Below are 24005 nucleotides of genomic sequence, written 5' to 3' on the forward strand. Positions count from 1 at the left end.
CCGTAGGCTCTCACGGTGAGCATCTCCCCTGCCGTGAACGCCTGGTTCCGTGCGAACGGTCGCGACCTGCCCTGGCGACGGCCCGGCTTCACCGCCTGGGGCACGCTCGTCAGCGAGATCATGCTGCAGCAGACGCCTGTGGCGCGGGTCGTTCCGCGGCTCGAGCAGTGGCTCGACCGCTGGCCCGCCCCGCGCGACCTCGCCACCTCTCCGGCGTCCGAGGCCGTGCGCGCCTGGGAGCGACTGGGGTACCCGCGTCGGGCGCTCGCCCTGCACGCCGCCGCCGTGGCCATCACCGAGCGGCACGACGGGGTCGTGCCCGAGGACGTCCCCTCGCTGCTCGCCCTGCCCGGTGTCGGCGAGTACACCTCACGTGCCGTCGCGGTCTTCGCGTACGGGCACCGTCACCCGGTCGTCGACACGAACGTCCGCCGCGTCCTCGCCCGTGCCGTCGAGGGGCTCGCCGAACCCTGGGCGCCCAAGGCCTCGCGCGACCTGCCCCTGATGGAGTCGCAGCTGCCCGAGGACCTCGAGGAGGCGCGGGTCACCAACGCGGGCGTCATGGAGTTGGGTGCGCTGGTCTGCACGGCGCGGACGCCGGCGTGCGACGTCTGCCCGCTGCTCGAGCAGTGCGCGTGGGTGCTGGCGGGCCGCCCTGCGCATGCCGGCCCGCGCCTCCGGACCCAGGCACGCTTCGAGGGCTCCGACCGCCAGGTGCGTGGACTCGTCATGGCCGAACTGCGGGCCAGCGACGTGCCCGTCACGTCCGCCGAGATCGCGGCCCTCTGGGCGGACGACGTGCAACGAGAGAGAGCCCTCGCCGGGTTGCTCCGTGACGGCCTCGCCACGGGATCGCCCGACGAGGGCTATCGACTGCCCGACTGACGCGGGCGGGGTGTCACGACCGGCGGTCGGTCAGCGGGTCGAGCCGTCGGGCTCGGTCGGCTCGCCCGCGGCCGGTGCCCCGAGTTCGTCGTCCAGCGCGAGGTCGTCGTCGAGGCCGCCCTCACCGCCGTCGACGTCGTCGTCCGCGTCGCGCGGCTTCACGTACGGGTCGGCGTCGCCGGCGTACTCGGCCGACGAGGCCATGGTCTGGCTCTCGTGGTCGCGCTGACGGGCCTCCTGCAGCAGCCGGTCGATCGAGGCCGCGTTCTCGGGCAGGGCGTCGAGGATGAACTCGAGGCTCGGGGTGAGGCGCGCGGTGATGTTCTTTCCCACCTCGCTGCGCAGCATGCCGGTCGCCGACTTGAGGGCGGCGCCCGTGTCGCGACGCTCCTCGTCGGTGCCGTAGACCGTGTAGAAGACCGAAGCGTGCTGCAGGTCGCCGGTCACCTTCACGTCGGTGATCGTGACGAACCCGAGGCGAGGGTCCTTGATGCCTCGTTCGAGACGCCGCGCGACGATCTCGTGGATGCGGTCGGCCATCTTGCGGGCGCGTTGCGCGTCAACCATTGTTCACTCCTGTTCGTGCTGCTCGCCGCCATGGCGAGAGGGGTGAGGCCCCGCCCCGACCGTAGTCGGAGCGGGGCCTCGTGTACTGCGATGACGCCGGGTCAGCCTCGGGGCTTCTCGACCATCTCGATGGTCTCGATCTCGTCGCCGATCTGGATGTCGTTGAACTTGCCGAGGCCGATGCCGGCCTCGAAGTCCGTCCGCACCTCGGTGACGTCGTCCTTGAAGCGACGCAGCGAGTCGATCGCCAGGTTGTCGCCCACGACGACACCCTCGCGGATGACACGGGCCCGGGCGTTACGGGTGATCGTTCCCGATCGCACGATGACACCGGCGATGTTGCCGACCTTCGACGAGCGGAAGATCTCGCGGATCTCGGCGACACCGGACTGCTTCTCCTCGAACTCGGGCTTGAGCATGCCCTTGAGCGAGTTCTCGATGTCCTCGAGCGCCGCGTAGATGACCGAGTAGAACCGCACGTCGACACCCTCGCGAGCTGCGCGCTCCCGAGCCTTCGTGTCGGGACGGACGTTGAACCCGATGATGACGGCGTTGTCGACCGTCGCCAGGTTGACGTCGCTCTCGGTGACCGCACCCACGCCGCGGTGGATGATGCGCAGCTGCACGCTGTCGTCCACCTCGATCTTGAGCAGGGACTCCTCGAGCGCCTCGACGGCACCCGACACGTCACCCTTGATGATGATGTTGAGCGCCTCGACCTTGCCCTCTTCGAGAGCACGGGTGAAGTCCTCGAGCGAGATGCGCTTGCGGGCCTTGGCCAGCGACGCGTTGCGCTCGACGGCTTCACGCTTCTCGGCGATCTGACGCGCCGTGCGGTCCTCCTCGGTGACGAGGAAGGTGTCGCCGGCTCGCGGAACGCTCGACAGACCCTGGACCAGCACGGGCCGGCTCGGGTAGGCCTCGTCGACCGAGTCGCCGTTCTCGTCGACCATGGCGCGGACGCGACCGTAGGCCGTGCCGGCGACGATGGCGTCTCCGACGCGCAGCGTGCCCGACTGGATGAGCACCGTCGCGACGGCACCGCGACCCTTGTCGAGGCGGGCCTCGATCGCGACGCCTCGGGCGTCCTTGTCGGGGTTCGCACGCAGGTCGAGACCGGCGTCGGCCGTGAGCAGGACGGCCTCGAGGAGGGCGTCGATGTTCTTGTTGTCACGGGCCGACACGTCGACGAACATGACGTCTCCGCCGTATTCCTCGGCGACGAGGCCGTACTCGGTCAGCTGCTGACGCACCTTGGCCGGGTTCGCACCCTCTTTGTCGATCTTGTTGACCGCGACCACGATCGGAACGCCTGCCGCCTGGGCGTGGTTCAACGCCTCGACCGTCTGCGGCATGATGCCGTCGTCCGCCGCGACCACGAGGATCGCGATGTCGGTCACCTGCGCACCACGGGCACGCATGGCGGTGAACGCCTCGTGACCGGGCGTGTCGATGAAGGTGATGGCGCGTTCGACACCCTCGTGCGGAGCCCACACCTGGTACGCACCGATGTGCTGCGTGATGCCACCGGCCTCGCCGGCGACGACGTTCGCGTTGCGGATCGCGTCCAGCAGGCGCGTCTTTCCGTGGTCGACGTGGCCCATGACCGTGACGACCGGGGGACGGATCTGCAGGACGGACTCGTCCTCGTCCTCGAGCTCTTGCTCGAGGTCGATGTCGAAGCCCTCGAGGAGCTCTTTGTCTTCGTCCTCGGGCGAGACGACCTGGATGTTGTAGCCCAGCTCTTCGCCGAGCACCTGGAACGTGGCCTCGTCGAGAGACTCGGTCGCCGTGGCCATCTCACCGAGGTGGAAGAGGACGGTCACCAGGTTGCCGGGGCTCGCGTCGATCTTGTCGGCGAAGTCGCTGATGGACGCGCCACGACGCAGGCGGACGATCGTGCTGCCGTCGCCGCGGGGGACGCTGACGCCACCCAACGACGGGGCCGAGCGCATCTCGAACTCGGCCCTCTTCGTCCGCTTCGACTTGCGTGCCTTGCTCTTGCCGCCACCACGACCGAACGCACCGGCGGTACCGCCACCGGGTCCACGGCCGCGACCGCCACCGCCGGAGGGGCGGGGGCCGCTGAAGCCAGGTCGGAAACCACCCGCTGCACCGGGCGCACCGGCGCCGGCACCGGGACGCTGGAAGCCACCACCGGCACCACCGGGACGACCTGCGCCGCCGCCGGCGGGACGCTGGCCGAAGCCGTTGGGACGGGGGCCGGCACCGACGCCGGGACGCGGAGCGCCCGGACGGGGCGCACCGGGACGCGGGGCCTGCGGGCGCGGGCCGGCCGCCCCACCGGGACGGGGCATGCTGCTGGCGGCGCCGGACCCACCGGGACGGGGCGCACTGGGGCGGCCCATGCCCTGGTTGCTGGCGAAGGGGTTGTTGCCGGGACGCGGAGCACCGGGGCGGGGGCCTCCGGGCTTGGGGCCTGCGGCACCGGGCTTGGCGGCGTCGTCGGCCGGAGCCTCTGCACCGTCCTTGGCGGCTGCGGCCGCAGCCGCACGCTGCGCCTCGGCCTGGGCCTGGCGCTCGGCCACCGTCAGGGGTGCGACGGGTGCGGGTGCCGCGTCGACGTCGGGCTCGGCCGCCGCGACGGGCGCGGGAGCCGGCTCGGCCACGGGAGGCTTGGGGGCTGCCGGGCGGGGTCCGCCGGGCTTGGGTGCGGAGCTCGCGCTCTGCGTCGCGCCACCGGCCGCGGGGGCCTTGGCAGCGGGGGTCGCGGGCTTGGCGGCACCGGCGAATGCCTGGCGCAGCTTGCGGGCGACGGGAGGCTCGACGCTGGACGACGGTCCTTTGACGAACTCGCCCATCTCTTTGAGCTTCTCTAGTGCTGTCTTGCTGTCGATCCCCAGCTCGCTGGCGATCTCGTGTACGCGTGGTTTAGCCACAGTTCTCCTGTCTCGGGCCCTTCCCGAGACGGGAAGAGCCTTCAGTTCTGGACGGGTCTCATTTCGAGCCGCTCATTAGTGGTTGCTCATTAGTTGTCCATGTGCCGTTCAGCCTGTTCTGTCGTGGCGATGGGTCGTGAAGTCGTGATCCGCGCGAGGTGGGCGCGGAGTTCGTCGACGTCGGGTTCGGAGTCGAGGCGGAGTGCACGGCGGAAGGCCCTGCGCTTCACTGCCGACTCGAACGCGTCGATCGACGGCGTCAACCACGCACCCCGCCCGGGAAGGGTCGCGGTCGGGTCGACCACGAGCCGTCCGTTTCGGGCGACGACCCGCACAAGTGAGGATCGTGGAGCGCGCGCTCGAGTACCGATGCACGTTCTGACGGGTTCCACCTTACCCCCTCGGGTCGTCGGACGGGAGACGCCGAGGGCGAACGGCGTGGTGCGCCGGTCGCCCAGGTCGTCTCGTGGTCGCGTGCGAGCGATCAGTCGTCCTCGAGGATGCTGTCGGGTTGGATGTCGATCCGCGCACCCGTGAGCTTGGCCGCGAGACGGGCGTTCTGCCCCTCTTTGCCGATCGCGAGCGACAGCTGGTAGTCGGGCACGAGGGCCCGCACGGCCTTGGTCGACGCGTCGATCACGAAAGCCGACGAGACCTTCGCGGGCGACAGCGCGCTGGCGACGAAGGCGGGCAGATCGCTCGAGTAGTCGACGATGTCGATCTTCTCGTCGTTCAGCTCGGTGGTGACGGCGCGCACGCGCTGCCCCATCTCGCCGATGCAGGCACCCTTGGCGTTGACGCCGGGCTCGGTGGCTCGGACGGCCATCTTGGTGCGGTGCCCGGCCTCACGGGCCAGCGAGACGATCTCGACGACGCCGCTGGCGATCTCGGGCACCTCGAGGGCGAAGAGCTTGCGCACGAGCGAGGGGTGGGTGCGGGAGACCGTGATCTGCGGCCCCTTGGTGCCCTTGCTGACACCCGTGACGTACACACGGATGCGCGACCCGTGGGTGTACTTCTCGCCGGGCACCTGCTCTTCCGGCGGAAGGATCGCCTCGACCGTGCCGAGATCGACGTGGATCATGCGGGGGTTCGGCCCCTGCTGGATGACGCCCGCGACGATGTCGCCTTCTCGGCCCTTGAACTGGCCGAGCACCTTGTCGTCGCCGATGTCGCGCAGCCGCTGGTTGATGACCTGCTTGGCCGCGAAGGCGGCGATGCGGCCGAAGTCGCTCGGGCTGTCGACGGACTCGCCCACGACCTCGCCCTCGTCGTCGCGCTCGATGGCGTACACCGAGACGTGCCCGGTCTTGCGGTCGAGTTCGACGCGAGCGACCGGGATGCGACTCTCGGGCTGGTTCGTGTGCTTGAGGTAGGCCGTCAGGATGGCCTGCTCGATGATGCGCACGAGTTCGTCGAAGGGGATTTCACGCTCGCGCTCCATGAGACGCAGCACGCTCAGGTCGATGTCCACTGAGGGCCTCCACTATTCAGATCTGCAGGCTGCACGCACGATGGCGCGCGCAGCATCCCTCTACGGTACCCGAGAGCGGGGTGCCCGGCGGACCGTCCGCCGGGGGCGGCACCGCGCCTCCTCGGGGTGGTCCCGGCCGGGTCGAGGAGGCGCGGTGCGGGCCGTCAGGACGTCCGCGGAGCCGTCAGGGTCGCGACGGCCTCGGCCACGGGGACCGGGGTGCGCTCGCCCGTGCGGCGGTCCCAGAGCTCGACGACGCCGTCGCCGGCCGAGCGGCCGACGACGACGATCTGCGGCACGCCGAGGAGTTCGGCGTCACCGAATTTCACACCAGGCGACACCTTGGGACGGTCGTCGTAGAGGACGTCGAGCCGGTGGGCCTCGAGGTCGGCGGTGAGCTTCTCGGCGACCTCGTAGACCACGGGGTCCTTGCCGGTCGCCACGACGTGGACGTCGAACGGGGCGACGTTGGCGGGCCAGATGAGGCCCTTGGAGTCGTTGTTCGCCTCGGCGATGACCGCGAGGATGCGCGTGACGCCGATGCCGTACGAACCCATCGTGACCGTGACCTGCTTGCCGTTCTCGTCGAGCACCTTGAGGCCGAGGGCCTCGGCGTACTTGCGACCCAGCTGGAAGACGTGGCCGATCTCCATGCCGCGGGCCGTCTCGATCGGGCCTGAGCCGTCGGGGGCGGGGTCGCCCTCGCGGACCTGGGCGGCCTCGATGGTGCCGTCGGCGGTGAAGTCGCGGCCCATGACGAGGTCGGCCACGTGCACGCCCTTCTCGTTCGCCCCGGTGACCCAGGCCGAACCCTCGACCACGCGGGGGTCGACGAAGTAGCGGATACCCGAGTCGGACTCGCCGCCGAGCACCTGGGGGCCGAGGTAACCACGGACCAGGACGGGGTTCTTCACGAAATCGGCGTCGCCGGCGGCCTCGACCTCGGCCGGGGCGAAGGCGACCTCGAGCCGCTTCATGTCGACCTCGCGGTCGCCGGGCAGGCCCACGACGACGAGCTCACGGGAGCCGTCGAGGTGACTGAGCGCGACGACGACGTTCTTGAGCGTGTCGGCGGCAGTCCAGGGACCCGAGTCTCGAGCCTCGTCGGCGTTGAGCTGGGCGACCAGCGAGTCGATGGTCGGGGTGTCGGCCGGTGCGAGGCGCCGGGCGGGGGCCAGCCCCTCGAGCGGGACGGTCTCGGGGACGATCGTCGTGAAGGCCTCGACGTTGGCGGTGTAGCCGCCTGCCGAGCGGACGAAGGTGTCCTCGCCGATGGCGGTGGGGTGGAGGAACTCCTCGCTGCGCGAACCGCCCATGGCCCCGGCGTCGGCCTTGACGATGATGTAGTCGAGGCCGAGACGCGTGAAGATGCGCTCGTAGGCGTCCCGCTGCTTCTGGTAGCTCTCGTCGAGCCCGGCGTCGGACGCGTCGAACGAGTAGGCGTCCTTCATGGTGAACTCACGACCACGCAGCAGGCCGGCCCGGGGACGGGCCTCGTCTCGGTACTTGTCCTGGATCTGGAAGAGCGTCAGGGGGAGGTCCTTGTAGGACGAGTAGAGGTCTTTCACCAGCAGGGTGAAAGCCTCTTCGTGCGTCGGGGCCAGCAGGTAGTCGGCGTCCTTGCGGTCCTTCAGCCGGAACATGCCGTCGCCGTACTCGGTCCAGCGACCCGTCGCCTCGTAGGGCTCACGCGGCAGCAGGGCGGGGAAGTGCACCTCTTGAGCGCCTGCGGCGTGCATCTCGTCGCGGATGACGGCTTCGATCTTGGCCTTGACACGCAGGCCGAGCGGCAGCCAGGCGAAGACGCCCGGCGCCTGACGCCGGATGTACCCGGCGCGGACGAGCAGCCGGTGACTGGTCACCTCGGCGTCGGAGGGGTCTTCTCGGAGGGTGCGGACGAAGAGCTGGGAGAGACGTGTGGACACCCGTCCAGCTTAGGGGCGCTCCCGGGTCACCACGGCTTGCCGCCGTAGTCGCCGGGGTTCTGCTCGTAGTAGCGGTCGCGGTCGGTGTCCTGCTGCTGCTGCTGCTGGCTCTGCTCGCCCTGCTGCTGCAGCTGGTCGAGGGGGTCGTCGGACTCCGCCTGCCCCTCTCCGTCACCGGGTTCGTCTCCCCCGGCACCGGGATCACCGCCGTCGTCACCTCCGGGCTGCTGCTCGTCGCCCTGACCCCCCTGGGCCTCCTGCCCCTTCTCGTCGAGGCGCTGCTGGGCGTCGTCGAGCGGCTGGGAGGTGTCGGGCTGCTGGGGGTCGTCCGGTGGCTGGAAGCAGCCCTCGGGCGCCTCCTCGACGGTCTTCTGCCCGAGTTCGTACAACGCCTGGGCGTCGGCATAGCGGAGTTCGAGCAGGGCGGCGTCGCCCTGCGCCTCGATCGTGAGCACCAGGTTGACCCGGATGACGCACGAGATCGTCGCGTCGTCGGGGGCGAGGTCGAGGGCCGTGACGAACTCGCCGCGGGCGACGTCGAGCACGCCGATCTGCGCGTAAGCCGTGCCCCGGTCGAAGTGGTGCACCCAGGGCTCGATCACGTTGGCGACGCCGAGCGGCTCGGCGAGGGAGGCGCTGCGCTCGAACTCGCGGTCGCCGTACGACCACTGCGTCAAGGCGGCGAACGTGGGCAGGCTGAGCAGCTTGAGGGCCACGAGCAACACGACGAGCACGACCGGTGCGGACCAGAGCACGAGCCGACGCCGGAGGCGCTTGCGGTACTGCTCGACGACGGGCCCGGCCTCGGCCTCGTGAGTGCGACGGACCTCGTCGACGGGCGGGGGGACGAGGGTGTCGGTCACGGGCGCACGCCTCTCTCGGGCCGGGTCGTGCGGATCTCGCCCAAAGCCCGAGCCACCAGGGCCACGTCGAGGAGCAGCAGCAGGAACGCCGGGATCGCCGCGATCCAGTACAGGTCGATCAGGCTGTCGGCCCGCCCCTCGTCGGATGCGACGGCCCCGTCGCGGGCGTCCTCGACGGCCGCGTCCACGGACGTGTCGGCCGTGCGGTGCACGTACGGTACGCCGAGCTGGTCGGCGATGCGCCGGAGGGCGTCCTCGTCGATCGTCGAGACGGCCTCGGGATCGCCGGGCTGTGTGCGGTCCTGGATGTACTCCTGGGTCGAGTACTCGTCGCCGTAGCCGTCGAACACGCGCATCTTGCCCCCTTGCTCGGTGCCGTACCCGAAGACCGCACCACCGTCGACGTCGCCGGAGGACGCGGCGAAGCTCTCGGGCTCGGTGCCGCTCGTCTGCTCGCCGTCGCCGAGGTAGTAGACGACGTTGGCCCGTTCGGGCGCGCTCTCCCGCGCCTCGGTCAGCCGCTCGGCGAGCAGGTCGTTCGCCTCGCTGATCGAACTGCCGCTCGAGTAGTAGGTGACCTCTTGGTTCATGGCGTCCGCGGCGGCGACCACGGCGGAGGCGTCGTCGGTCAGCGGCGTCCGCAGCACGGCGGTGCTGTCGAAGGACAGTAGCGAGAACCGCGCGCCCGCCAGCTGCGAGGTCACCTCGGCGATGTCGGACCGTACCCCGTCGAGACGACGCTGGCCGTCACCCCAGTCCTCGGCGGCGATGCTCGAGGTCGTGTCGACCACGAAGAAGACGTTGAGCTGGGCCACCGATGCCTGGGCCGTTCCGCCGGGCAGGCTCGGGCGGACCGCGACGACGAGCAGCAGCGCGACGATCACCAGCCGACGCACCCACGTGAGCAGAGCTCGTCGTCGGGCCCGCTCGGCGACGACGCGCCAGCCGGTGAACCCGACGAGGGCGACGGCGGCCACGATCAGCAGCCACCAGGGCAGGACGGGCTGGAACACCAGCGCACCGGCGATCACAGTCGTACCCGCCAGAGCATGACGAGCCCGCCCATCGCGACGATCAGCGCGGCGATCGCGAGGGCCTGGGGATGGTCGGTCACGACGAGTCGTCGGGCGCCGGTGAAGAGCCCCGCCTCGCGGGCGTCGATCTCGTCGACGATCTGCGGCACGGTCGTCGAGTCGTCGAGGGCGTAGTAACCGCCATCCGTCGACTCGGCCGCCGTGCGCAGTTCGGCGGCGACCTGGTCGGCCACGGCGTCGGTGCCGTGGTCGGCAGGGTTCACGGCGTACACCCGGACGTCGCGCTCGCCCGCCAGCTCGGCTGCGTCGGTGAGGGTGAGGAGCGCCTTGCCGTTGACGTAGTTGTCGGTGGCGAGCACGACCGACTTGGGTCGCGTGCTGTCGTCGTCGCCGAACCCGAGCACGCACGACGCGAGGCCGTCACCGATGAGGGAGGCCCCGTCGCCGAGGTCGGTGCCCGTCCAGTAGCGGGTGCCGTTCTCGCCCATCGTGTCGAACGAGTCGCGGTACTGCTCGAGCTGCGCCCGCACGAAGTCGTAGTCGTCCGTCAACGGGAAAGCCTGCACCGCCGAGCTGTCGAACAGGTAGAGCCCGACGCGTTCGCCGTCGAGTCCCTGGGCGAGCGACGAGAACGTGTCGACGATCTGGGAGTCGACCTCGGTCATCGATCCCGAGACGTCGAGGCAGAGCATGATGTCACGCTTGTAGGACTGGGGTTCGACGACGTCGGTGCTCGACACCCGCGCCGCGAGCAGGACGCTGATGCCCGTCAACGCGACCATCGCGGCGAGCACGACCGCGAGGGCGACGCGGTACCGCCGGACGATCCGCTGATAGGCGGGCAGCGCCGTCAGACGCTCGCCGTGCGCGACCGGCACCCCGAGACGACGGAGGCGCGCTCGGTCCCGGCGCCTCCACCGCACGTAGAGCCACGCCGCCACCGCCACGACCGCCAGTGCGACGAGCGGCAGCCACCAGAAGATCAGCCCCATGACGACACCACGTCCCTCGCGGTGGCGACGGCACGAGCCGGGTCGCCGGGCTGCTCGGGCCGGAAGGCCGGTGGGTAGTACTGCCCGACCGCCCCGGCGAGCCGGGGCAGGTCGGACTCGCGGAGGTCGGCGAGGGTCATCACGTGCGTGTCGACGCCGTTCGTCTCGTGGACGAAGAACCGCAGCAGCAGGCTGAGCCGGGAGTGCACCCCGCGGTCGTTCAGCCGACCCGAGGCCGCCGCCGCCTCGACCTCGTCGATCAGGCCGAGGTACTTGATCTTGGTGTCCGCGAGGGAGGCCGGTCGAGAGGCCGCCCGGGCCGCGCGCTGCGCCGGGGGAAGTCGCCGGGCCGAGAAGCGGGCCACGAAGACGTACCAGGCGGCGATCAGGGCCAGCCCGAGCAGGCCGAGCACGAGCCAGAGCACCCAGAGGGGGTACTGGTAGGGCCCGAAGAAATCGTCAGCGCCCGACACGACGGTGCTTCTCGATCAGGGCGAAGAGGCCAGGCACGACCTCGGCCTGGCTGCCGAGCCGCTGGCTGCTGATGCCGAGGGCCAGGAGCTCGCGCTCGGTGTCGTCCGTCCGTCGGACGGAGGAGTCGTCGAACTCGCGTCGGAGTCGTGCGTTCTCGCGGAGGTAGGCCGGCAGTCCGGACATCTCGCGGACGTCGAAGACCTCGCCGGCGTGGCCGGAGCGGGTCATCAGGTCGGCGTCGCCGATGGTCAACCAGACGACTTCGTGCTGTGCTCGCAGGCGGCGGAGCAGCCGCGTGATGTGCTCGTCGATCGCGACGTCATCGGTGACCACGAGCAGCATCGAGCGCCGCCGGACGCCTCGCGCGACCCAGGCGAGCACCGCGGCGAGATCACTCGTCGGGGCGTCGAGGTCGATGCGTCGGTCGACCTGCCTCAGGAGGGTCTCGAGGTGGGCCTCCGTCGCGCCGGCCGGATGCGCACGGGTACCCGACGAGTCGCCGGCCACCAACGAGACGACGTCGCCGTGCTTGGCGGCGATGTAGGCGAGGGCGCCGGCCGCCATCAGGGCGATGTCTTTCTTGGACTCGCCGCTCGTGGCCGTCGCCGCCATGTTGCGACCGGTGTCCATCACCAGGACGAGGTTCTGGCGCCGGCTCGCGATGTACCGTTTGACCAGGGGCTCACCGTGGCGGGCGGTGGCCTTCCAGTCGATGTCTTTCACCTCGTCGCCCGGGACGTAGGCCCGGAGGTCGTCGAAGTCGTGGCTGCGCCCGTGGTGCACCGAGGCGTAGCCGCCCTCGAGGAGGTCGATCGTGCGTCGGTGGGCGAAGAGGCCCATCTTGGTCCGCACACGCAGCAGCAGGCTGGCCACCGGGGTCAGGGGGTCTGGACCGCGCCGAAGACGGCGTCGATGATCGTCTCGGGCGCGACCTCGTCGGCGGTCGCCTCGTAGTTGAGGATCAGGCGGTGTCGGAGCACGGAGTGCCGCAGGTGCTTGACGTCTTCGGGGATGACGTAGTCGCGACCGTGCAGCAGGGCGAGGGCGCGGGCGGCCTGCATGAACGCGATGCTGGCCCGGGGACTGGCCCCGAACTCGACGTAGTCGGCGAGCGTCGCCGGGATGTACTGCTGGGGGTGCCGCGTGACGTAGATGAGCTGCACGATGTAGTTGACGATCGACGCGTCGACGTAGACGCGCTTGGCCAGGTCTTGCAGGTAGACGACGTCGGCCAGGCCGACACCCGTCGACGGCGCGTCGGCTTCGTCGTAGACGCCGCTCTCGATGCGCCGGATGATCTCGGCCTCTTCGGCCGGCGTCGGGTAGTCGAGGATCTCTTTCAACAGGAAGCGGTCGAGCTGCGCTTCGGGCAGCTGGTACGTGCCCTCTTGCTCGATCGGGTTCTGCGTCGCGAGGACGAGGAACGGCGAGGGCAGTCGGTAGACCGTGCCGCCGATGGTGGTCTGCCTCTCTTGCATCGCCTCGAGCATGGCGCTCTGGGTCTTGGCGCTCGACCGGTTGATCTCGTCGAGCAGGACGAAGTTCGAGTGGACCGGCCCGAGCTGGGTCACGAACGTGGACTTCTGGGCGTCGTAGATCTGGGTGCCCGTGATGTCGCTCGGCAGCAGGTCGGGCGTGCACTGGATGCGTCGGAAGCTCGCGTCGATCGACTGCGCGATGGTCTGGGCCGCCGTCGTCTTGGCCAGCCCTGGAACGCTCTCGAGGAGGACGTGTCCGCCCGTGATGAGGGCGACGAGCAGTGTGTCGCGGAGCGCGGTCTGACCGACGACCTTGCGGCCGAAAGCCTGCGACACCGCCCCGACGATCTGCCGCGCACGCTCGAGGTCGGCGGGCGTCACGGGGGCCGAGGCCGGCGGCGGGGTCTGGCTGGCGGTCGCGGTGTCGGTCACGCGCCCCACTGTAATCCAGTCCCCCGACAGCCCCGCCTCCGCGACCCCGGTGCCGTCATCGTCGCAGCGCGCGCCTCGCCAGCCAGTTGCCCAGGAACTGGACGAGCTGCACCAGCACGATGATCAACAGCACGGCCGCCCACGTCACGACCGGGTTGAACTGGCGGTAGCCGTACAACAGGGCGAAGTTGCCGAGGCCGCCGCCGCCGATGTAGCCGGCCACCGCCGACATGTCGACCAAGGCGACGAAGATGAACGTGTACCCGAGGATGAGCGGGCCCAGCGCCTCGGGGAGCAGCACCGTTCCGATGATCCGGACGGGTCCGGCCCCGGCGGCTCGTGCGGCCTCGATGACGCCGGGCTGCACGGTGAGCAGGTTCTGCTCGACGATGCGCGAGATGGCGAACGACGCGGCGAGCGACAGGGTGAAGATGATCGCGGGGTTGCCGCTGCCCGAGCCGATCACGAACCTCGCCAGGGGTTGGGCCGCGGCCAGGAAGATGATGAACGGGATCGGTCGGAACACGTTGACGACCACGTTGAGCACACCGTAGACGGCTCGGTTGGCGAACAGTGCCCCGCCTCGCGTCAGATAGAGCGCGAGACCGAGCACGAGCCCCCCGATGCCACCGAAGAGCAGGGTCAGGGCGACGATGTAGACGGTCTCGACGGCCGCCTGCCACAGCATGGGCTGCAGGTCGATGAGGGAGTCCATGTCAGCGTCCTTCCGTGGTCGTGGCGGTGGTCGTGGGCGCGGCAGGCCCCGACTCGGGCAGTTCGGTCGCGTTGTCGCCCAGCTCGGCGACGGCCTCGCGCACGGCCTCCGCGTCGCCGATGACGGCGAGGGTCAGGGTGCCGAAGGTACGACCCTGGATGTCGTTCACGCCGCCGAAGACGATCTCGAACGAGAGGCCGTGACGAGCCAGCAGGGCGAAGACGTCGCGCTGGTCGACGCCGCCCTCGGCGATGCGCACCGACACCAGGGTGCCGTCGTGCCTGGCTCGCAAGGCCTCGAGCTCGTCACCGTGCGGCGTGCCCGAGATGACGGTCGAGACGAACCGCTTGGTCGACGCCTGCTGCGGGTCGGAGAACACCTCGAAGGTCGGTCCGGTCTCGACGACGCGGCCGGAGTCCATCACGGCCACCCGGTCGGCGATCGACTTGATGACGTCCATCTCGTGGGTGATGACGACGATGGTGATGCCGAGCTCGGCGTTGACGCGTTTGAGCAGGGCCAGCACCTCGCTCGTCGTCTCGGGGTCGAGCGCGCTCGTCGCCTCGTCGGCCAGCAGGATGCCGGGGTTCGTCGCGAGCGCCCGGGCGATGCCGACGCGCTGCTTCTGCCCGCCCGAGAGCTGGTCCGGCCGGGCGTGGGCCTTGTCCCCGAGGCCGACGAAGTGCAGCAGGTCGCTGATCCGCCGCTGGTGCTCGGCCTTCGGCACGCCCGCCGCCTTGAGGGGGAACTCGACGTTGCCCCAGACCGTCTTCGACGAGAAGAGGTTGAACTGCTGGAAGATCATGCCGATTCCGGCCCGCACGCCGCGGAGCTCGCGCTCGCGCAGCCCCGTGATCTCGCGGCCGTCGATCTCGATGCGACCGCTCGTCGTGGGCTCGAGGGCGTTGACGAGCCGGACCAGGGTGCTCTTGCCCGCCCCCGAGTAGCCGATGATGCCGAAGATCTCGCCTTCGGCGATCTCGAGGCTGACGCCGTCGACCGCGGTCAGCGGTGCGGCGCCCTTCTCACGGGGCGGGTACGTCTTGACGACGTCGGTCAGGGTGATGGCGGGCACGCGTTCTCCTCGGCACGGGCGGAGGCCCGGACCGCGAGCGGGATCTGCGCGCGGTCCGGGCCGGTGGTGGCGACCTGGTGGGGTCAGCCGTTCTGTTCGACGAGCTTCTCGGTCTCGGTCAGCGACTCCTCGAGGTCGCTCACGGGGATCTTGGTGATGATCGCCGTGCCCCCCGAGTTGTCGACGACGCCGTCGGTGACGGCCTTGGTGTCCTGGTAGATCTCGACCAGCTTCTTGTAGGTGGCGTTGTCCTTGTCTTCCGCGCGGGCCGCGAAGACGTTGGCGTAGGGCACCGTCGAGGGGTCCTTGGGGTCGTCCTGGGCGATGACGTCGTCGGTCGACAGGCCGGCCTTCGTCGCGAAGTCGTTGTTGATGATGGCTCCCGCGTAGTCGGGCAGCGACGTGGCCGCGAGGTCGGCACTGACCGTGGCGACCTTCACCTTCGACTTCGCCTCGTCGACGTCGTTGACGCCCGAGAAGATCGTCCCGCCGTCCTTCAACGAGACCAGGCCGTTCGACTGCAGCACGAGCAGGGCGCGGGCCAGGTTGCTCGAGTCGTCGGGGATCGCGATGGTGTCGCCCTGTCGGAAGTCGCTCAGCTCGGTGTACTTCGACGAGTACAGCGGCAGGGGGTAGATGGCCGTCGAACCGATCGGCACGATGTCGTTGCCCGAAGCCACGTCGTACTGCGCGAGGTAGACGATGTGCTGGAACTGGTTCAGGTCGATCTCGCCGTCGGCGAGGGCGGGATTCGGCTGCTCGTAGTCCGAGTAGTCCACGAGATCGACGGTGATGCCCTCGTCGGCCGCTGCCTGGACGAAGTCGGCCCAGTAGGGGTCGCTCGCGCCGACGACGCCGATGCGCACGGTCTCGTCGTCGCCACCGCCACGGCTGACACCGATGGCGATGCCGACGGCGGCGAGCACGACGACGACCGCGACGATGATGGCGATCAGTCGTCCGGGGCCCTTCTTGGGGGCGTCGATCAGGGGGGCGCTGCTGGTCATGGGTTCCTCTCGGGGCGCTGCGGGGGCACCGCTCGGTGGTGGGCCGAGGCTGTCGCGGTGCGTCCTCCATGCTGGCCGACGCCCCGTACTGCGTCACATCGGGGCGTCACACGACGACACACGAACCGGACGGCCCACGGAGCGTGGCTGCACCACACGCAGGAGGCGCGGTGCGAGACTCCTCGCACCGCGCCTCCTGAAGGAGTCGCGTCGCCCCCGGGGCGGGTCGCGTCAGACGGTGACGACCTCGGGCGAGCCCAGCTCGCCAGGGGGCATCTCGGCCGCGAGACGGTTGGCCTCGTCGATGAGCGTCTGGACGATCTCGGACTCGGGCACGGTCTTGATGACCTCTCCCTTGACGAAGATCTGCCCCTTGCCGTTGCCGGACGCGACGCCCAGGTCGGCCTCGCGGGCCTCGCCCGGGCCGTTGACGACGCAGCCCATGACGGCGACGCGCAACGGGACGGTCATGCCCGCGAGCCCGTCCGTGACGTCATTGGCCAGCTTGTAGACGTCGACCTGGGCACGACCGCAGCTGGGGCAGCTGACGATCTCGAGTTTGCGCTCGCGCAGGTTGAGCGACTGGAGGATCTGGAGACCGACCTTGACCTCTTGCGCGGGCGGGGCGCTGAGGCTCACCCGGATGGTGTCGCCGATGCCCTCGCTGAGCAGGATGCCGAACGCGGTGGCCGACTTGATGGTGCCCTGGAACTCGGGGCCGGCCTCGGTGACACCGAGGTGCAGGGGCCAGTCGCCGCGCTCGGCCAGCTGACGATAGGCCTTGACCATGACGATCGGGTCGTTGTGCTTGACCGAGATCTTGAAGTCGTGGAAGTCGTGCTCTTCGAAGAGCGAGGCCTCCCACACGGCGGACTCGACGAGCGCCTCGGGCGTCGCCTTGCCGTACTTCTGCAGGATGCTGGGTTCGAGCGAGCCCGCGTTGACGCCGATGCGGATCGAGACACCCGCGGCCTTCGCCGCGGCGGCGATCTTGCCGACCTGGTCGTCGAACTTGCGGATGTTGCCCGGGTTCACCCGCACGGCCGCGCAACCGGCGTCGATCGCCTGGTAGACGTAGTTGGGCTGGAAGTGGATGTCGGCGATGACCGGGATCTGGCTCTTCTTGGCGATGATCGGAAGGGCCTCGGCGTCGTCACGGCTCGGCACGGCGACGCGCACGATGTCGCAGCCACTGGCCGTGAGCTCGGCGATCTGCTGCAGGGTGGCGTTGATGTTCGGAGTCGGAGTCGTGGTCATCGACTGGACGCTGACGGGGGCGTCGCCACCCACGAGCACCTTGCCGACCTTGATCTGCCGCGTCTTGCGGCGCGGGGCGAGGACTTCGGGGACCTTCGGCATTCCGAGATTGACTGCTGGCACGATGTCATCGTAAACCTCGGCGCTGGACGCCGCGTGACGGGCGGGTGACCGGCCCGGCACGCGACGCCCGCCACCGGAGGTCAACCGAAGATGTTGATCGGGTTCACGATGTCGGCGTAGGTCAGCAGGACGGTCATGCCACCGAGCAGGATGACGATGGCGAAGGTCACGGGGATGGCCTTGGCCGTGTCGACCGGGCCCGGGTCGGGTCGGCGGAAGAGCTTGGCGAAGCCGCGGCGGATCGCCTCGATGAGGGCACCGGCCACGTGACCACCGTCGAGCGGCATCAGCGGCACGAGGTTGAACACGAACAGCGCGACGTTGAGGCTCGCGAGCAGACCGACGAGGGTGCTGATGCGGTCGACCACCGGGATGGTGTCGAGGCTCGCGATCTCGCCCGCCATGCGCCCGACGCCGACGACGCTGACCGGGCCGTTCGGGTCGCGCTCGGCACCGCCGAAGGCGGCCTGCGCCACCCCGACGAGACGCTGCGGCAGGGTGACGATGACGCCGACCACGTGGGCGACGTTGTCACCGACGGCCGGCAGCACGGCCGTCACGGGCTCGCGCACCTTCTCGTACGCGAAGCCGATGCCGACGAAGCCGACCTCTTGCGTCTGCGAGCTGCCGTCGGGGTTCGTCGCGACGGCACCGCTCGACGTCGTCACGTAGCGTTCGGACAACGCCGGCGTCACCTGCAGCGTGCGCTCGGTGCCGTCGCGGTCGACCACGACGTCGAGGGTGTCGCCGGGCGAGCGTTGCAGGATGCTCGTGATCTGGTCACCGTCGGTGACGGTCGTGCCGTCGATCGACACGATGCGGTCGCCGTTCAGCATGCCCGCGGCGTAGGCGGGGGCCTCGGGTGCGTCGGAAGGGCAGCTCGTCTCGGTCGACCCTGCGGGCAGGACGCAGGTGCTGACGCTGCCGACCGTCGTGCTCGCCTGCTGGACGCCGAAGCCGCAGAGCAGCACGGCGAACAGGACGATCGCGATGAGCAGGTTCATGAACGGCCCGCCGAGCATGATGACGACGCGCTTGTACACGGGCAGGCGGTAGAAGGTACGCGATTCGTCGCCGTCGTCGATCGTCTCGGCGCTGGCGGTGCGGGCGTCCTGCACGAGGGTGTTGAAGAAACCGGTGCTCGACTGGCGCGCGCCTCCCCCGGTCTTCCCCGGAGGGAACATGCCGGACATCGAGATGTAGCCACCGAGGGGCAACGCTTTGACGCCGTACTCGGTCTCGCCCTTCTTGCGCGAGAAGACGGTCGGCCCGAAACCGATCATGTACTGCCCGACCTTCACGCCGAACTTCTTGGCCGGCACGAGGTGGCCCACCTCGTGGAGGGCGATCGACACGGCCAACCCGACGACCATGACCAGGACGCCGAGCACGAAGAGGAGGATCGTCTGCACCGGGCAAGGGTAGCCGCCCGTGGCCGGACGTCCGCCGCGCCGATGCCATGACGACGCTGGGAGCCCCGAACTGGGGCATCCGCCTCAGCGCGCCAGCAGCGTCTCCGCCTCGGCACGTGCCCACCGCTCGGCGTCGAGCACTCCCTCGAGGCTGTTCTCGCCCGCCGTGTGCCGGTCGACGACGGCGCTGACCACGTCGAGGATGTCGAGGTAACCCACGCGGCCGGCGTGGAACGCGAGCACGGCCTGCTCGTTGGCCGCGTTGAAGACGGCCGGATGGGTGCCGCCGGCCCGCCCCACCTGCTTGGCGAGACGTACGGCCGGGAAGGCCTCGTCGTCCAGCGGTTCGAACGTCCAGGTGGAGGCGCGGGTCCAGTCCAGAGGGACCCCCACGCCGTCGACGCGGTCCGGCCAGGCGAGCCCCAGCGAGATCGGCAGCCGCATGTCGGGCGGCGAGGCCTGGGCGATGGTCGACCCGTCGACGAACTCGACCATCGAGTGGACGATCGACTGCGGGTGCACCGTGACGTCGATGTGGTCGTAGTCGACGTCGAAGAGCAGGTGCGCCTCGATCACCTCGAGCCCCTTGTTGACGAGGGTCGACGAGTTCGTCGTCACGACGAGGCCCATGTCCCAGGTCGGGTGCGCGAGCGCCTCACGCGGGGTGACGTCGGCCAGCGAGTCCCGCGTGCGACCGCGGAACGGCCCACCCGATGCCGTCAAGACGAGCCGACGGACCTCGCGCTCGGCTCCCGACCGCAGGGCTTGCGCGATGGCCGAGTGCTCGGAGTCGACGGGCACGATCTGACCGGGCGCGGCGCGCTGCTTGACCAGGTCGCCGCCGACGATGAGGCTCTCCTTGTTCGCCAGGGCGAGCGACGCGCCCGAGTCGAGGGCGGCCAGGGTCGGTGCGAGGCCGACCGAGCCGGTGATGCCGTTGAGGACGACGTCGGCCTGGACGTCGCGGACGAGCTGGACCGATTCGTCGGTGCCGAGCGCGGTGTGCTCGACCCCGAACTCGGCCGCCTGCGCGGCGACGCCCTCCCGGTTCGAGCCGGCCGAGAGGCCGACGACCTCGAACAGGTCGGGGTGGGCCCGGACGACGTCGAGGGCCTGGACCCCGATCGAACCGGTGGAGCCGAGGATCGTGATGCGACGCATGGGGTCAGCCTAGGACGATCGCCGGTGGAGCCGTCCGCGGTGTCGACGTCGCGGGCGGCTAGGCGACGGCCAGGACGTCGATCACGAACACGAGGGTGTCGGTCCCGCCGATGCCGGCCGAGGGCTGGCCGGCCTCGCCGTAGCCCTCGGCGGGCGGGATGATCACCACGACCTGCGAGCCGACCGTCTGACCGATCATGGCCTTGGCGAATCCGGGCACGACCTGGTCGGTCGAGAACGGCGTCGGCGTGCCCTTGCCCCAGCTCTGGTCGAAGACCTCGCCGGTGGTCCAGTTGACGCCCTGGTACTGGACGGTGACGTTCGCGGGATCGGGGACGACGGGGCCGTCGCCCTTCTTGAGGACCTCGATCCGCAGGTCGGACGGTGGTTCGGTGCCGGGCGGGATCGTCACCGTCGGCTGGCCGTCGTCGGCGAGCTCGACCGTCGGGAAACCGTCCTGCGGAGGCTGGGCCTCGCCCGTCGCCTTGGTCGGCACGATGGAGACGACGTCGGCGACGATGACCACGGGCGTGGGCGTCGCGGCCTGCTCCCCCGCGGTCGCGGTCGTCATGTCGGCCGCCGAGGCGACGGTCACCGTGCGGCTGCCCGAGGGCACGCAGGCGATCGCGTCGACGATGCCCGGCACGTAGTAGTCGGTGCTCACCGTGAGCTGCGTGGGCTGCTGGCCCTCGTCGAAACCGGCCGACGTGACCTCGGCCCCGGTGCCCGCGTCGTAGACCGCGATGCGGACGTTCGCCACCGCACCCTGGCCGGCGACCTCGCCACTGCCCTGGACGAGTGTGGTGCGTTGCGTCGTGGCGACCTCGAGCGGGGTGTCGAAGCTGACCTCGGGCTTGGCCTCGACCTCACCCGTGACGTCGACGCCGTCGGACAGCTCCCCCGACGCCGGCGCCTTGCAGTCGCCGGCCGGGCCGCTCGCCGTGGGCGACGGCTGGTCGGAACCGCCTGTGCAGCCGCTCAGCGCCAGGGCGACGAGGGGCACGGCCGCCAGGGCCGTGAGTCGCCTTCGACGGGCACGGGTGGACGGACGAGGAGGCGCGGTGCGGGGCATCGAGGAGTCGTCTCGGAGGTCGGCGGCGACGGCCGGCTACGAGACGGCGAGGATGTCGATGACGAAGACGAGCGTGTCGGTGCCCGAGATGCCGGCTTGGGGCTGCCCGGCCTCGCCGTAGCCGTCCGCCGGGGGGATGACCACGACGGTCTGCGACCCGACGGTCTGTCCGACCATGCCGTCCGCGAACCCGGTGATGACCTGGTCGGTCGAGAAGGTGGCAGGGGCACCTCGCGACCAGCTCTCGTCGAAGATCTCGCCGGTGTTCCAGATGACGCCCTGGTACTGGACGGTGACCGTGTCGCCGGCCTGGACCGTCGCACCGTCTCCCTTGATCAGCGTCTCGACCCCGAGCTCGGTGGGGGCGGTGGCGTCGGGGACGGTGACCGTCGGGCGACCGTCGGCATCCAGCTCGACGGTCGGGAAGCCGGCTTGGGGGGCCTGGGGCTCCCCGGACGCGCGCAGGGGGACGTCGGACGTCGTCGACGACGAGCTGCTCGGCGTCGCGGCCCCGGTCGACCCGCCAGCGTCGCCCGCGCAGGCGGCGAGGGACAGCAGGAGGGCGGGGACGGCCAGGAGGGCGAGGGAGCGGCGCATGAGGTTCTCTCGATCAGGGTGACGGGGATCGTGCCGCCGGACTCGGCGCGGCGGACGTGCCGTGCCATTGTGCCTCACGCCGGGTCGGCTTCTCTGGACGCCGCCACCACGGTGGGCTCGTGGCCGACGGGGAAGGCGACGGATGCCGCGATGAAGCACTTGCGGCTCGCTTCGGCGTGGAGGTCGAGGGCGCGCTCGACCATCCCCTCGTCGGCAACCGTCACCCGAGGGCGCAGGGTGACCGACGTGAAGCGCCCACCGCCGTCCTGCGTCTGGGTCATGCGCCCCACGGCGGCGTCCTCGTAGGCGACCACGACGACCCCGGCGGTGGCGGCGACGTGCAGGTAGCTGAGCAGGTGGCACTGGGCCAGGGCGCCCAGGAGCAGTTCTTCGGGGTTCCAGCGGTCGGCGTCGCCGTGGAAGGTGCGGTCGGCCGACGCCAGGATGTCGTGCTGCTTGCCGGGGGCGACGATCGTGTTGTCCCGGCCATAGGAACGGTACGAGGTGGTGCCCTCGCCCCGGTCGCCCGTCCACCGGACGTCGACGGCGTAGTCGTGGTCGAGCATGCTGTCTCCCTCTCGGGCCCCTCGTCGGTGCGACGTGGTCGCGTGGCGGGCCTCGGTACACTCCCCATCATGACCGACCCCCGCCCCGCCGTGTCCTCCCGTCACCCCTTGACCGCGTCTGGCAGCGTCGAGCTGGCCGTGCTCGAACGCTCGGGCTGGGACGAGAGCCGTCACGTCGGTGCAGGCGTCGTCGTGGATGCCGACGGACGCGAGCTGCGTCGCGTCGGGGACGCCGACGCGACGATCTACCCACGCTCGTGCCTCAAACCGCTGCAGGCGCTCACGGTGCTGCGATCGGGAGTCTCGCTCGACGGCCCCCAGGCCGTCCTGGCCACGGCGAGCCATGCCGGCACGCCGGCCCACCTCGAGGTGGTCGAGGCACTGCTGGACCGCTCGGGCAGCACCGAGGACGACCTGCTCTGCCCGCCGGACTGGCCCGGTGACCGGGCCAGCGCCCGCGAGGCCTCCGCGAAGCGCCGTCTCGCCATGAACTGCTCGGGCAAGCACGCCTCGTTCCTGCTCGCCTGCGTCGAGAACGGCTGGGACACGTCGAGCTACGTCGCGACCGACCACCCCCTGCAGGCCGCAGTCCGCGAGACGGTCGCCGAACTCACCGGGGAGACCGTCGACCACGCCGGTGTCGACGGCTGCGGCGCCCCGGTGATCGCGACCACGGTCGTCGGCCTCGCCCGGGCCATCGGCCGCATCACGGGGTCGGTCCGCGCGACCGGCACGGGACGAGACGACCACGCGGCGCACATCGTCGAGGCCGTCGTCGGCGACGCCTGGGCGATCGACGGCCCCGGTCGCGCCAACACGGTGACGATCGACGAGCTGGGAGTGCTGGCCAAGCTGGGCGCCGAGGGCGTCATGGTGATGGGCACGACCGACGGCGTCGCGGTGGCCGTGAAGGTGCTCGACGGGAACGTGAGGGCCGGCACCCTGGTCGCGCTGCGCCTCCTGGTCGACGAGGGCGCCGTCGACGCAGCCGCCGCCGAACGCGTGGTCGAGCGCACGCTCGAGAAGGTCACCGGCGGTGACGGCCTCGTCGGTCGCATCCGTCTCGGCAACGGGCTCGACCGCTAGACGCCACACGGGTCGTCGTCGCGCAGCGAGACGAACGCGACCCGCAGGCTCTGCCGACACCGACGGCCGTCCTTCAGGGTGACCGTGGCCTCGCCGTCCGGATCGATCACGAGGATCGTGTCGACCGGGCGCGGCTCGGCCGCGGCCGCCGTGCCGACAAGCACACAGTCGATGGCCCCGGCAGCCTCGGCCGGCGCTGCCCCCGCGGCCCGCAACTGACGACGGAGGCCCGACGCCACGGCCTCGGCCACGACGGGCGGGCCCACGACCCGGACGGTCGACGAGAGCGGCACGCACAGCGGAGCCTCGTCGAGGGTGGCCGCCTCGTCGCGCAGGCGGGCGAGTCGGGCGACGGCCGGATCGCCCGGCCGGAGGTCGTCCTCGGGGCGCCCCTCGAGCACGAGCCCGCTGGAGGCGCGACCCACCCCGAGCACCAGCGCCCGGATCGGACGACGCACGGAGTCGGACGCACCGAGCCGGTCGGCCGTCGGGTACCAGTCGGCCAGCTCACGCGACCGCGCCGCCCGCAGACGCGCGACGGCCTCGTCGATCTCGTCGAGAGACGCCAGGAACCGCGACCGTCGACGACGGGCCGTGACCAGGGCCCCGAGGAGACGGTCCAGTGCCCAGCCGCCCAGGACGGCGAGACCCGTCACGATCGCGGACCCGAGGACGGCGGGCGCGCTCGCCCAGGGCACGAGGGCGCAGCACGCCGACGCGACGGCGCCCGTGGAGGTCGCGGCGACCGGGACCGCCGTCGGGTGGGGTCGGACCGGTGCCGGAGGCAACCGGATGCGAGACGGGACGGCCGGGGACGTCGTCGGGGTCGAGGACTTCATCCCCTCAGTGCAACAGCCCGCCTACTCCGTCCGTCGCGAGGTGGGCGGACCTGGGGACGGTCCGCCCGGCT

The 24005-nt window shown here is 70.7% G+C and carries 23 protein-coding genes; 2 read left to right on the plus strand and 21 right to left on the minus strand.

Translation table 11 applies throughout. The features are described 5' to 3' along the window. Positions 1 to 15: 15 nt before the first annotated feature. Positions 16 to 885, plus strand: coding sequence for an A/G-specific adenine glycosylase (locus EDF50_RS03450; RefSeq protein ID WP_233570285.1), 870 nt, complete (start codon positions 16 to 18; stop codon positions 883 to 885). Positions 886 to 915: 30 nt separating this feature from the next. Here the strand turns inward: EDF50_RS03450 and rbfA are convergent, their stop codons facing one another. The 20 genes from rbfA to EDF50_RS03550 form a co-directional block, all read right to left on the minus strand. Continuing rightward, positions 916 to 1452: a 30S ribosome-binding factor RbfA gene (gene rbfA, locus EDF50_RS03455; RefSeq protein WP_123518108.1), complete on the minus strand. Its 537-nt coding sequence runs from the start codon at positions 1450 to 1452 to the stop codon at positions 916 to 918. A 101-nt stretch (positions 1453 to 1553) separates the two neighbouring features. Continuing rightward, the gene (gene infB, locus EDF50_RS03460) at positions 1554 to 4352 is read right to left on the minus strand and encodes a translation initiation factor IF-2 (RefSeq protein ID WP_123518110.1); all 2799 of its coding nucleotides are present in this window, start codon (positions 4350 to 4352) and stop codon (positions 1554 to 1556) included. An 89-nt stretch (positions 4353 to 4441) separates the two neighbouring features. Continuing rightward, positions 4442 to 4744 carry a YlxR family protein gene (locus EDF50_RS03465; RefSeq protein WP_123518111.1) on the minus strand — a complete coding sequence of 101 codons (303 nt, stop codon included), beginning with the start codon at positions 4742 to 4744 and terminating at the stop codon, positions 4442 to 4444. 92 nt (positions 4745 to 4836) lie between these two features. Further along, on the minus strand, positions 4837 to 5826 hold the full coding sequence (gene nusA / locus EDF50_RS03470) for a transcription termination factor NusA (protein ID WP_123518113.1): 990 nt from the start codon (positions 5824 to 5826) through the stop codon (positions 4837 to 4839). Positions 5827 to 5990: 164 nt separating this feature from the next. Next, entirely contained in the window at positions 5991 to 7751 is a 1761-nt protein-coding gene (locus EDF50_RS03475) for a proline--tRNA ligase (RefSeq protein WP_123518115.1), read from the minus strand. 26 nt (positions 7752 to 7777) lie between these two features. Continuing rightward, positions 7778 to 8614: a hypothetical protein gene (locus EDF50_RS03480; RefSeq protein WP_123518116.1), complete on the minus strand. Its 837-nt coding sequence runs from the start codon at positions 8612 to 8614 to the stop codon at positions 7778 to 7780. Further along, positions 8611 to 9645: a VWA domain-containing protein gene (locus EDF50_RS03485; protein WP_233570287.1), complete on the minus strand. Its 1035-nt coding sequence runs from the start codon at positions 9643 to 9645 to the stop codon at positions 8611 to 8613. Before EDF50_RS03485 ends, EDF50_RS03480 begins: the two co-directional genes overlap by 4 nt. After that, positions 9642 to 10640 carry a VWA domain-containing protein gene (locus EDF50_RS03490; protein ID WP_123518119.1) on the minus strand — a complete coding sequence of 333 codons (999 nt, stop codon included), beginning with the start codon at positions 10638 to 10640 and terminating at the stop codon, positions 9642 to 9644. Before EDF50_RS03490 ends, EDF50_RS03485 begins: the two co-directional genes overlap by 4 nt. Then, positions 10631 to 11113 (minus strand): hypothetical protein, encoded by a 483-nt coding sequence (locus EDF50_RS03495; RefSeq protein ID WP_123518120.1) that lies wholly within the window; start codon positions 11111 to 11113, stop codon positions 10631 to 10633. The genes EDF50_RS03490 and EDF50_RS03495 overlap by 10 nt, the downstream gene beginning before the upstream one ends. After that, the gene (locus EDF50_RS03500; protein ID WP_199738557.1) at positions 11100 to 11987 is read right to left on the minus strand and encodes a DUF58 domain-containing protein; all 888 of its coding nucleotides are present in this window, start codon (positions 11985 to 11987) and stop codon (positions 11100 to 11102) included. Before EDF50_RS03500 ends, EDF50_RS03495 begins: the two co-directional genes overlap by 14 nt. Positions 11988 to 11992: 5 nt before the next feature. Next, positions 11993 to 13024: a MoxR family ATPase gene (locus EDF50_RS03505; protein ID WP_123518122.1), complete on the minus strand. Its 1032-nt coding sequence runs from the start codon at positions 13022 to 13024 to the stop codon at positions 11993 to 11995. A gap of 55 nt (positions 13025 to 13079) precedes the next feature. Continuing rightward, entirely contained in the window at positions 13080 to 13739 is a 660-nt protein-coding gene (locus EDF50_RS03510; protein ID WP_123518124.1) for a methionine ABC transporter permease, read from the minus strand. A 1-nt stretch (position 13740) separates the two neighbouring features. Next, the gene (locus EDF50_RS03515; protein WP_123518126.1) at positions 13741 to 14814 is read right to left on the minus strand and encodes a methionine ABC transporter ATP-binding protein; all 1074 of its coding nucleotides are present in this window, start codon (positions 14812 to 14814) and stop codon (positions 13741 to 13743) included. A gap of 83 nt (positions 14815 to 14897) precedes the next feature. Further along, a complete protein-coding gene (locus EDF50_RS03520; protein WP_123518127.1) occupies positions 14898 to 15821 on the minus strand; it encodes a MetQ/NlpA family ABC transporter substrate-binding protein in 924 nt (307 codons plus the stop codon). 231 nt (positions 15822 to 16052) lie between these two features. Further along, entirely contained in the window at positions 16053 to 17201 is a 1149-nt protein-coding gene (gene ispG, locus EDF50_RS03525) for a flavodoxin-dependent (E)-4-hydroxy-3-methylbut-2-enyl-diphosphate synthase (protein WP_199738558.1), read from the minus strand. 80 nt (positions 17202 to 17281) lie between these two features. Next, positions 17282 to 18613, minus strand: coding sequence for an RIP metalloprotease (locus tag EDF50_RS03530; protein ID WP_199738560.1), 1332 nt, complete (start codon positions 18611 to 18613; stop codon positions 17282 to 17284). Between the two features lie 84 nt (positions 18614 to 18697). Further along, the gene (gene dxr / locus EDF50_RS03535; protein ID WP_123518131.1) at positions 18698 to 19774 is read right to left on the minus strand and encodes a 1-deoxy-D-xylulose-5-phosphate reductoisomerase; all 1077 of its coding nucleotides are present in this window, start codon (positions 19772 to 19774) and stop codon (positions 18698 to 18700) included. 58 nt (positions 19775 to 19832) lie between these two features. Continuing rightward, positions 19833 to 20846 (minus strand): FKBP-type peptidyl-prolyl cis-trans isomerase, encoded by a 1014-nt coding sequence (locus EDF50_RS03540; protein ID WP_123518133.1) that lies wholly within the window; start codon positions 20844 to 20846, stop codon positions 19833 to 19835. 36 nt (positions 20847 to 20882) lie between these two features. Then, positions 20883 to 21443 carry an FKBP-type peptidyl-prolyl cis-trans isomerase gene (locus tag EDF50_RS03545; RefSeq protein ID WP_123518135.1) on the minus strand — a complete coding sequence of 187 codons (561 nt, stop codon included), beginning with the start codon at positions 21441 to 21443 and terminating at the stop codon, positions 20883 to 20885. Positions 21444 to 21517: 74 nt separating this feature from the next. Then, the gene (locus EDF50_RS03550; protein WP_123518136.1) at positions 21518 to 22009 is read right to left on the minus strand and encodes an OsmC family protein; all 492 of its coding nucleotides are present in this window, start codon (positions 22007 to 22009) and stop codon (positions 21518 to 21520) included. Between the two features lie 69 nt (positions 22010 to 22078). On the opposite strand from EDF50_RS03550, the gene EDF50_RS03555 reads away from it, so the two are divergent. Continuing rightward, a complete protein-coding gene (locus EDF50_RS03555) occupies positions 22079 to 23095 on the plus strand; it encodes an asparaginase (RefSeq protein ID WP_123518429.1) in 1017 nt (338 codons plus the stop codon). Here the strand turns inward: EDF50_RS03555 and EDF50_RS03560 are convergent. Next, positions 23092 to 23934 carry a hypothetical protein gene (locus EDF50_RS03560; protein ID WP_123518138.1) on the minus strand — a complete coding sequence of 281 codons (843 nt, stop codon included), beginning with the start codon at positions 23932 to 23934 and terminating at the stop codon, positions 23092 to 23094. The two genes, EDF50_RS03555 and EDF50_RS03560, sit on opposite strands and share 4 nt — an antisense overlap. Positions 23935 to 24005 lie beyond the last annotated feature (71 nt).

It is taken from the genome of Frigoribacterium sp. PhB24 (genome assembly GCF_003755185.1).
Lineage (GTDB): Bacteria > Actinomycetota > Actinomycetes > Actinomycetales > Microbacteriaceae > Frigoribacterium.

Bases quoted from the DNA above. Each gene is read 5' to 3' on its own strand.
- rbfA (WP_123518108.1), bottom strand. From the start codon at position 1,452: ATGGTTGACGCGCAACGCGCCCGCAAGATGGCCGACCGCATCCACGAG.
- EDF50_RS03490 (WP_123518119.1), bottom strand. From the start codon at position 10,640: ATGGGGCTGATCTTCTGGTGGCTGCCGCTCGTCGCACTGGCGGTCGTG.
- EDF50_RS03510 (WP_123518124.1), bottom strand. From the start codon at position 13,739: ATGGACTCCCTCATCGACCTGCAGCCCATGCTGTGGCAGGCGGCCGTC.
- EDF50_RS03520 (WP_123518127.1), bottom strand. From the start codon at position 15,821: ATGACCAGCAGCGCCCCCCTGATCGACGCCCCCAAGAAGGGCCCCGGA.
- dxr (WP_123518131.1), bottom strand. From the start codon at position 19,774: ATGCGTCGCATCACGATCCTCGGCTCCACCGGTTCGATCGGGGTCCAG.
- EDF50_RS03540 (WP_123518133.1), bottom strand. From the start codon at position 20,846: ATGCCCCGCACCGCGCCTCCTCGTCCGTCCACCCGTGCCCGTCGAAGG.
- EDF50_RS03545 (WP_123518135.1), bottom strand. From the start codon at position 21,443: ATGCGCCGCTCCCTCGCCCTCCTGGCCGTCCCCGCCCTCCTGCTGTCC.
- EDF50_RS03550 (WP_123518136.1), bottom strand. From the start codon at position 22,009: ATGCTCGACCACGACTACGCCGTCGACGTCCGGTGGACGGGCGACCGG.
- EDF50_RS03555 (WP_123518429.1), top strand. From the start codon at position 22,079: ATGACCGACCCCCGCCCCGCCGTGTCCTCCCGTCACCCCTTGACCGCG.
- EDF50_RS03560 (WP_123518138.1), bottom strand. From the start codon at position 23,934: ATGAAGTCCTCGACCCCGACGACGTCCCCGGCCGTCCCGTCTCGCATC.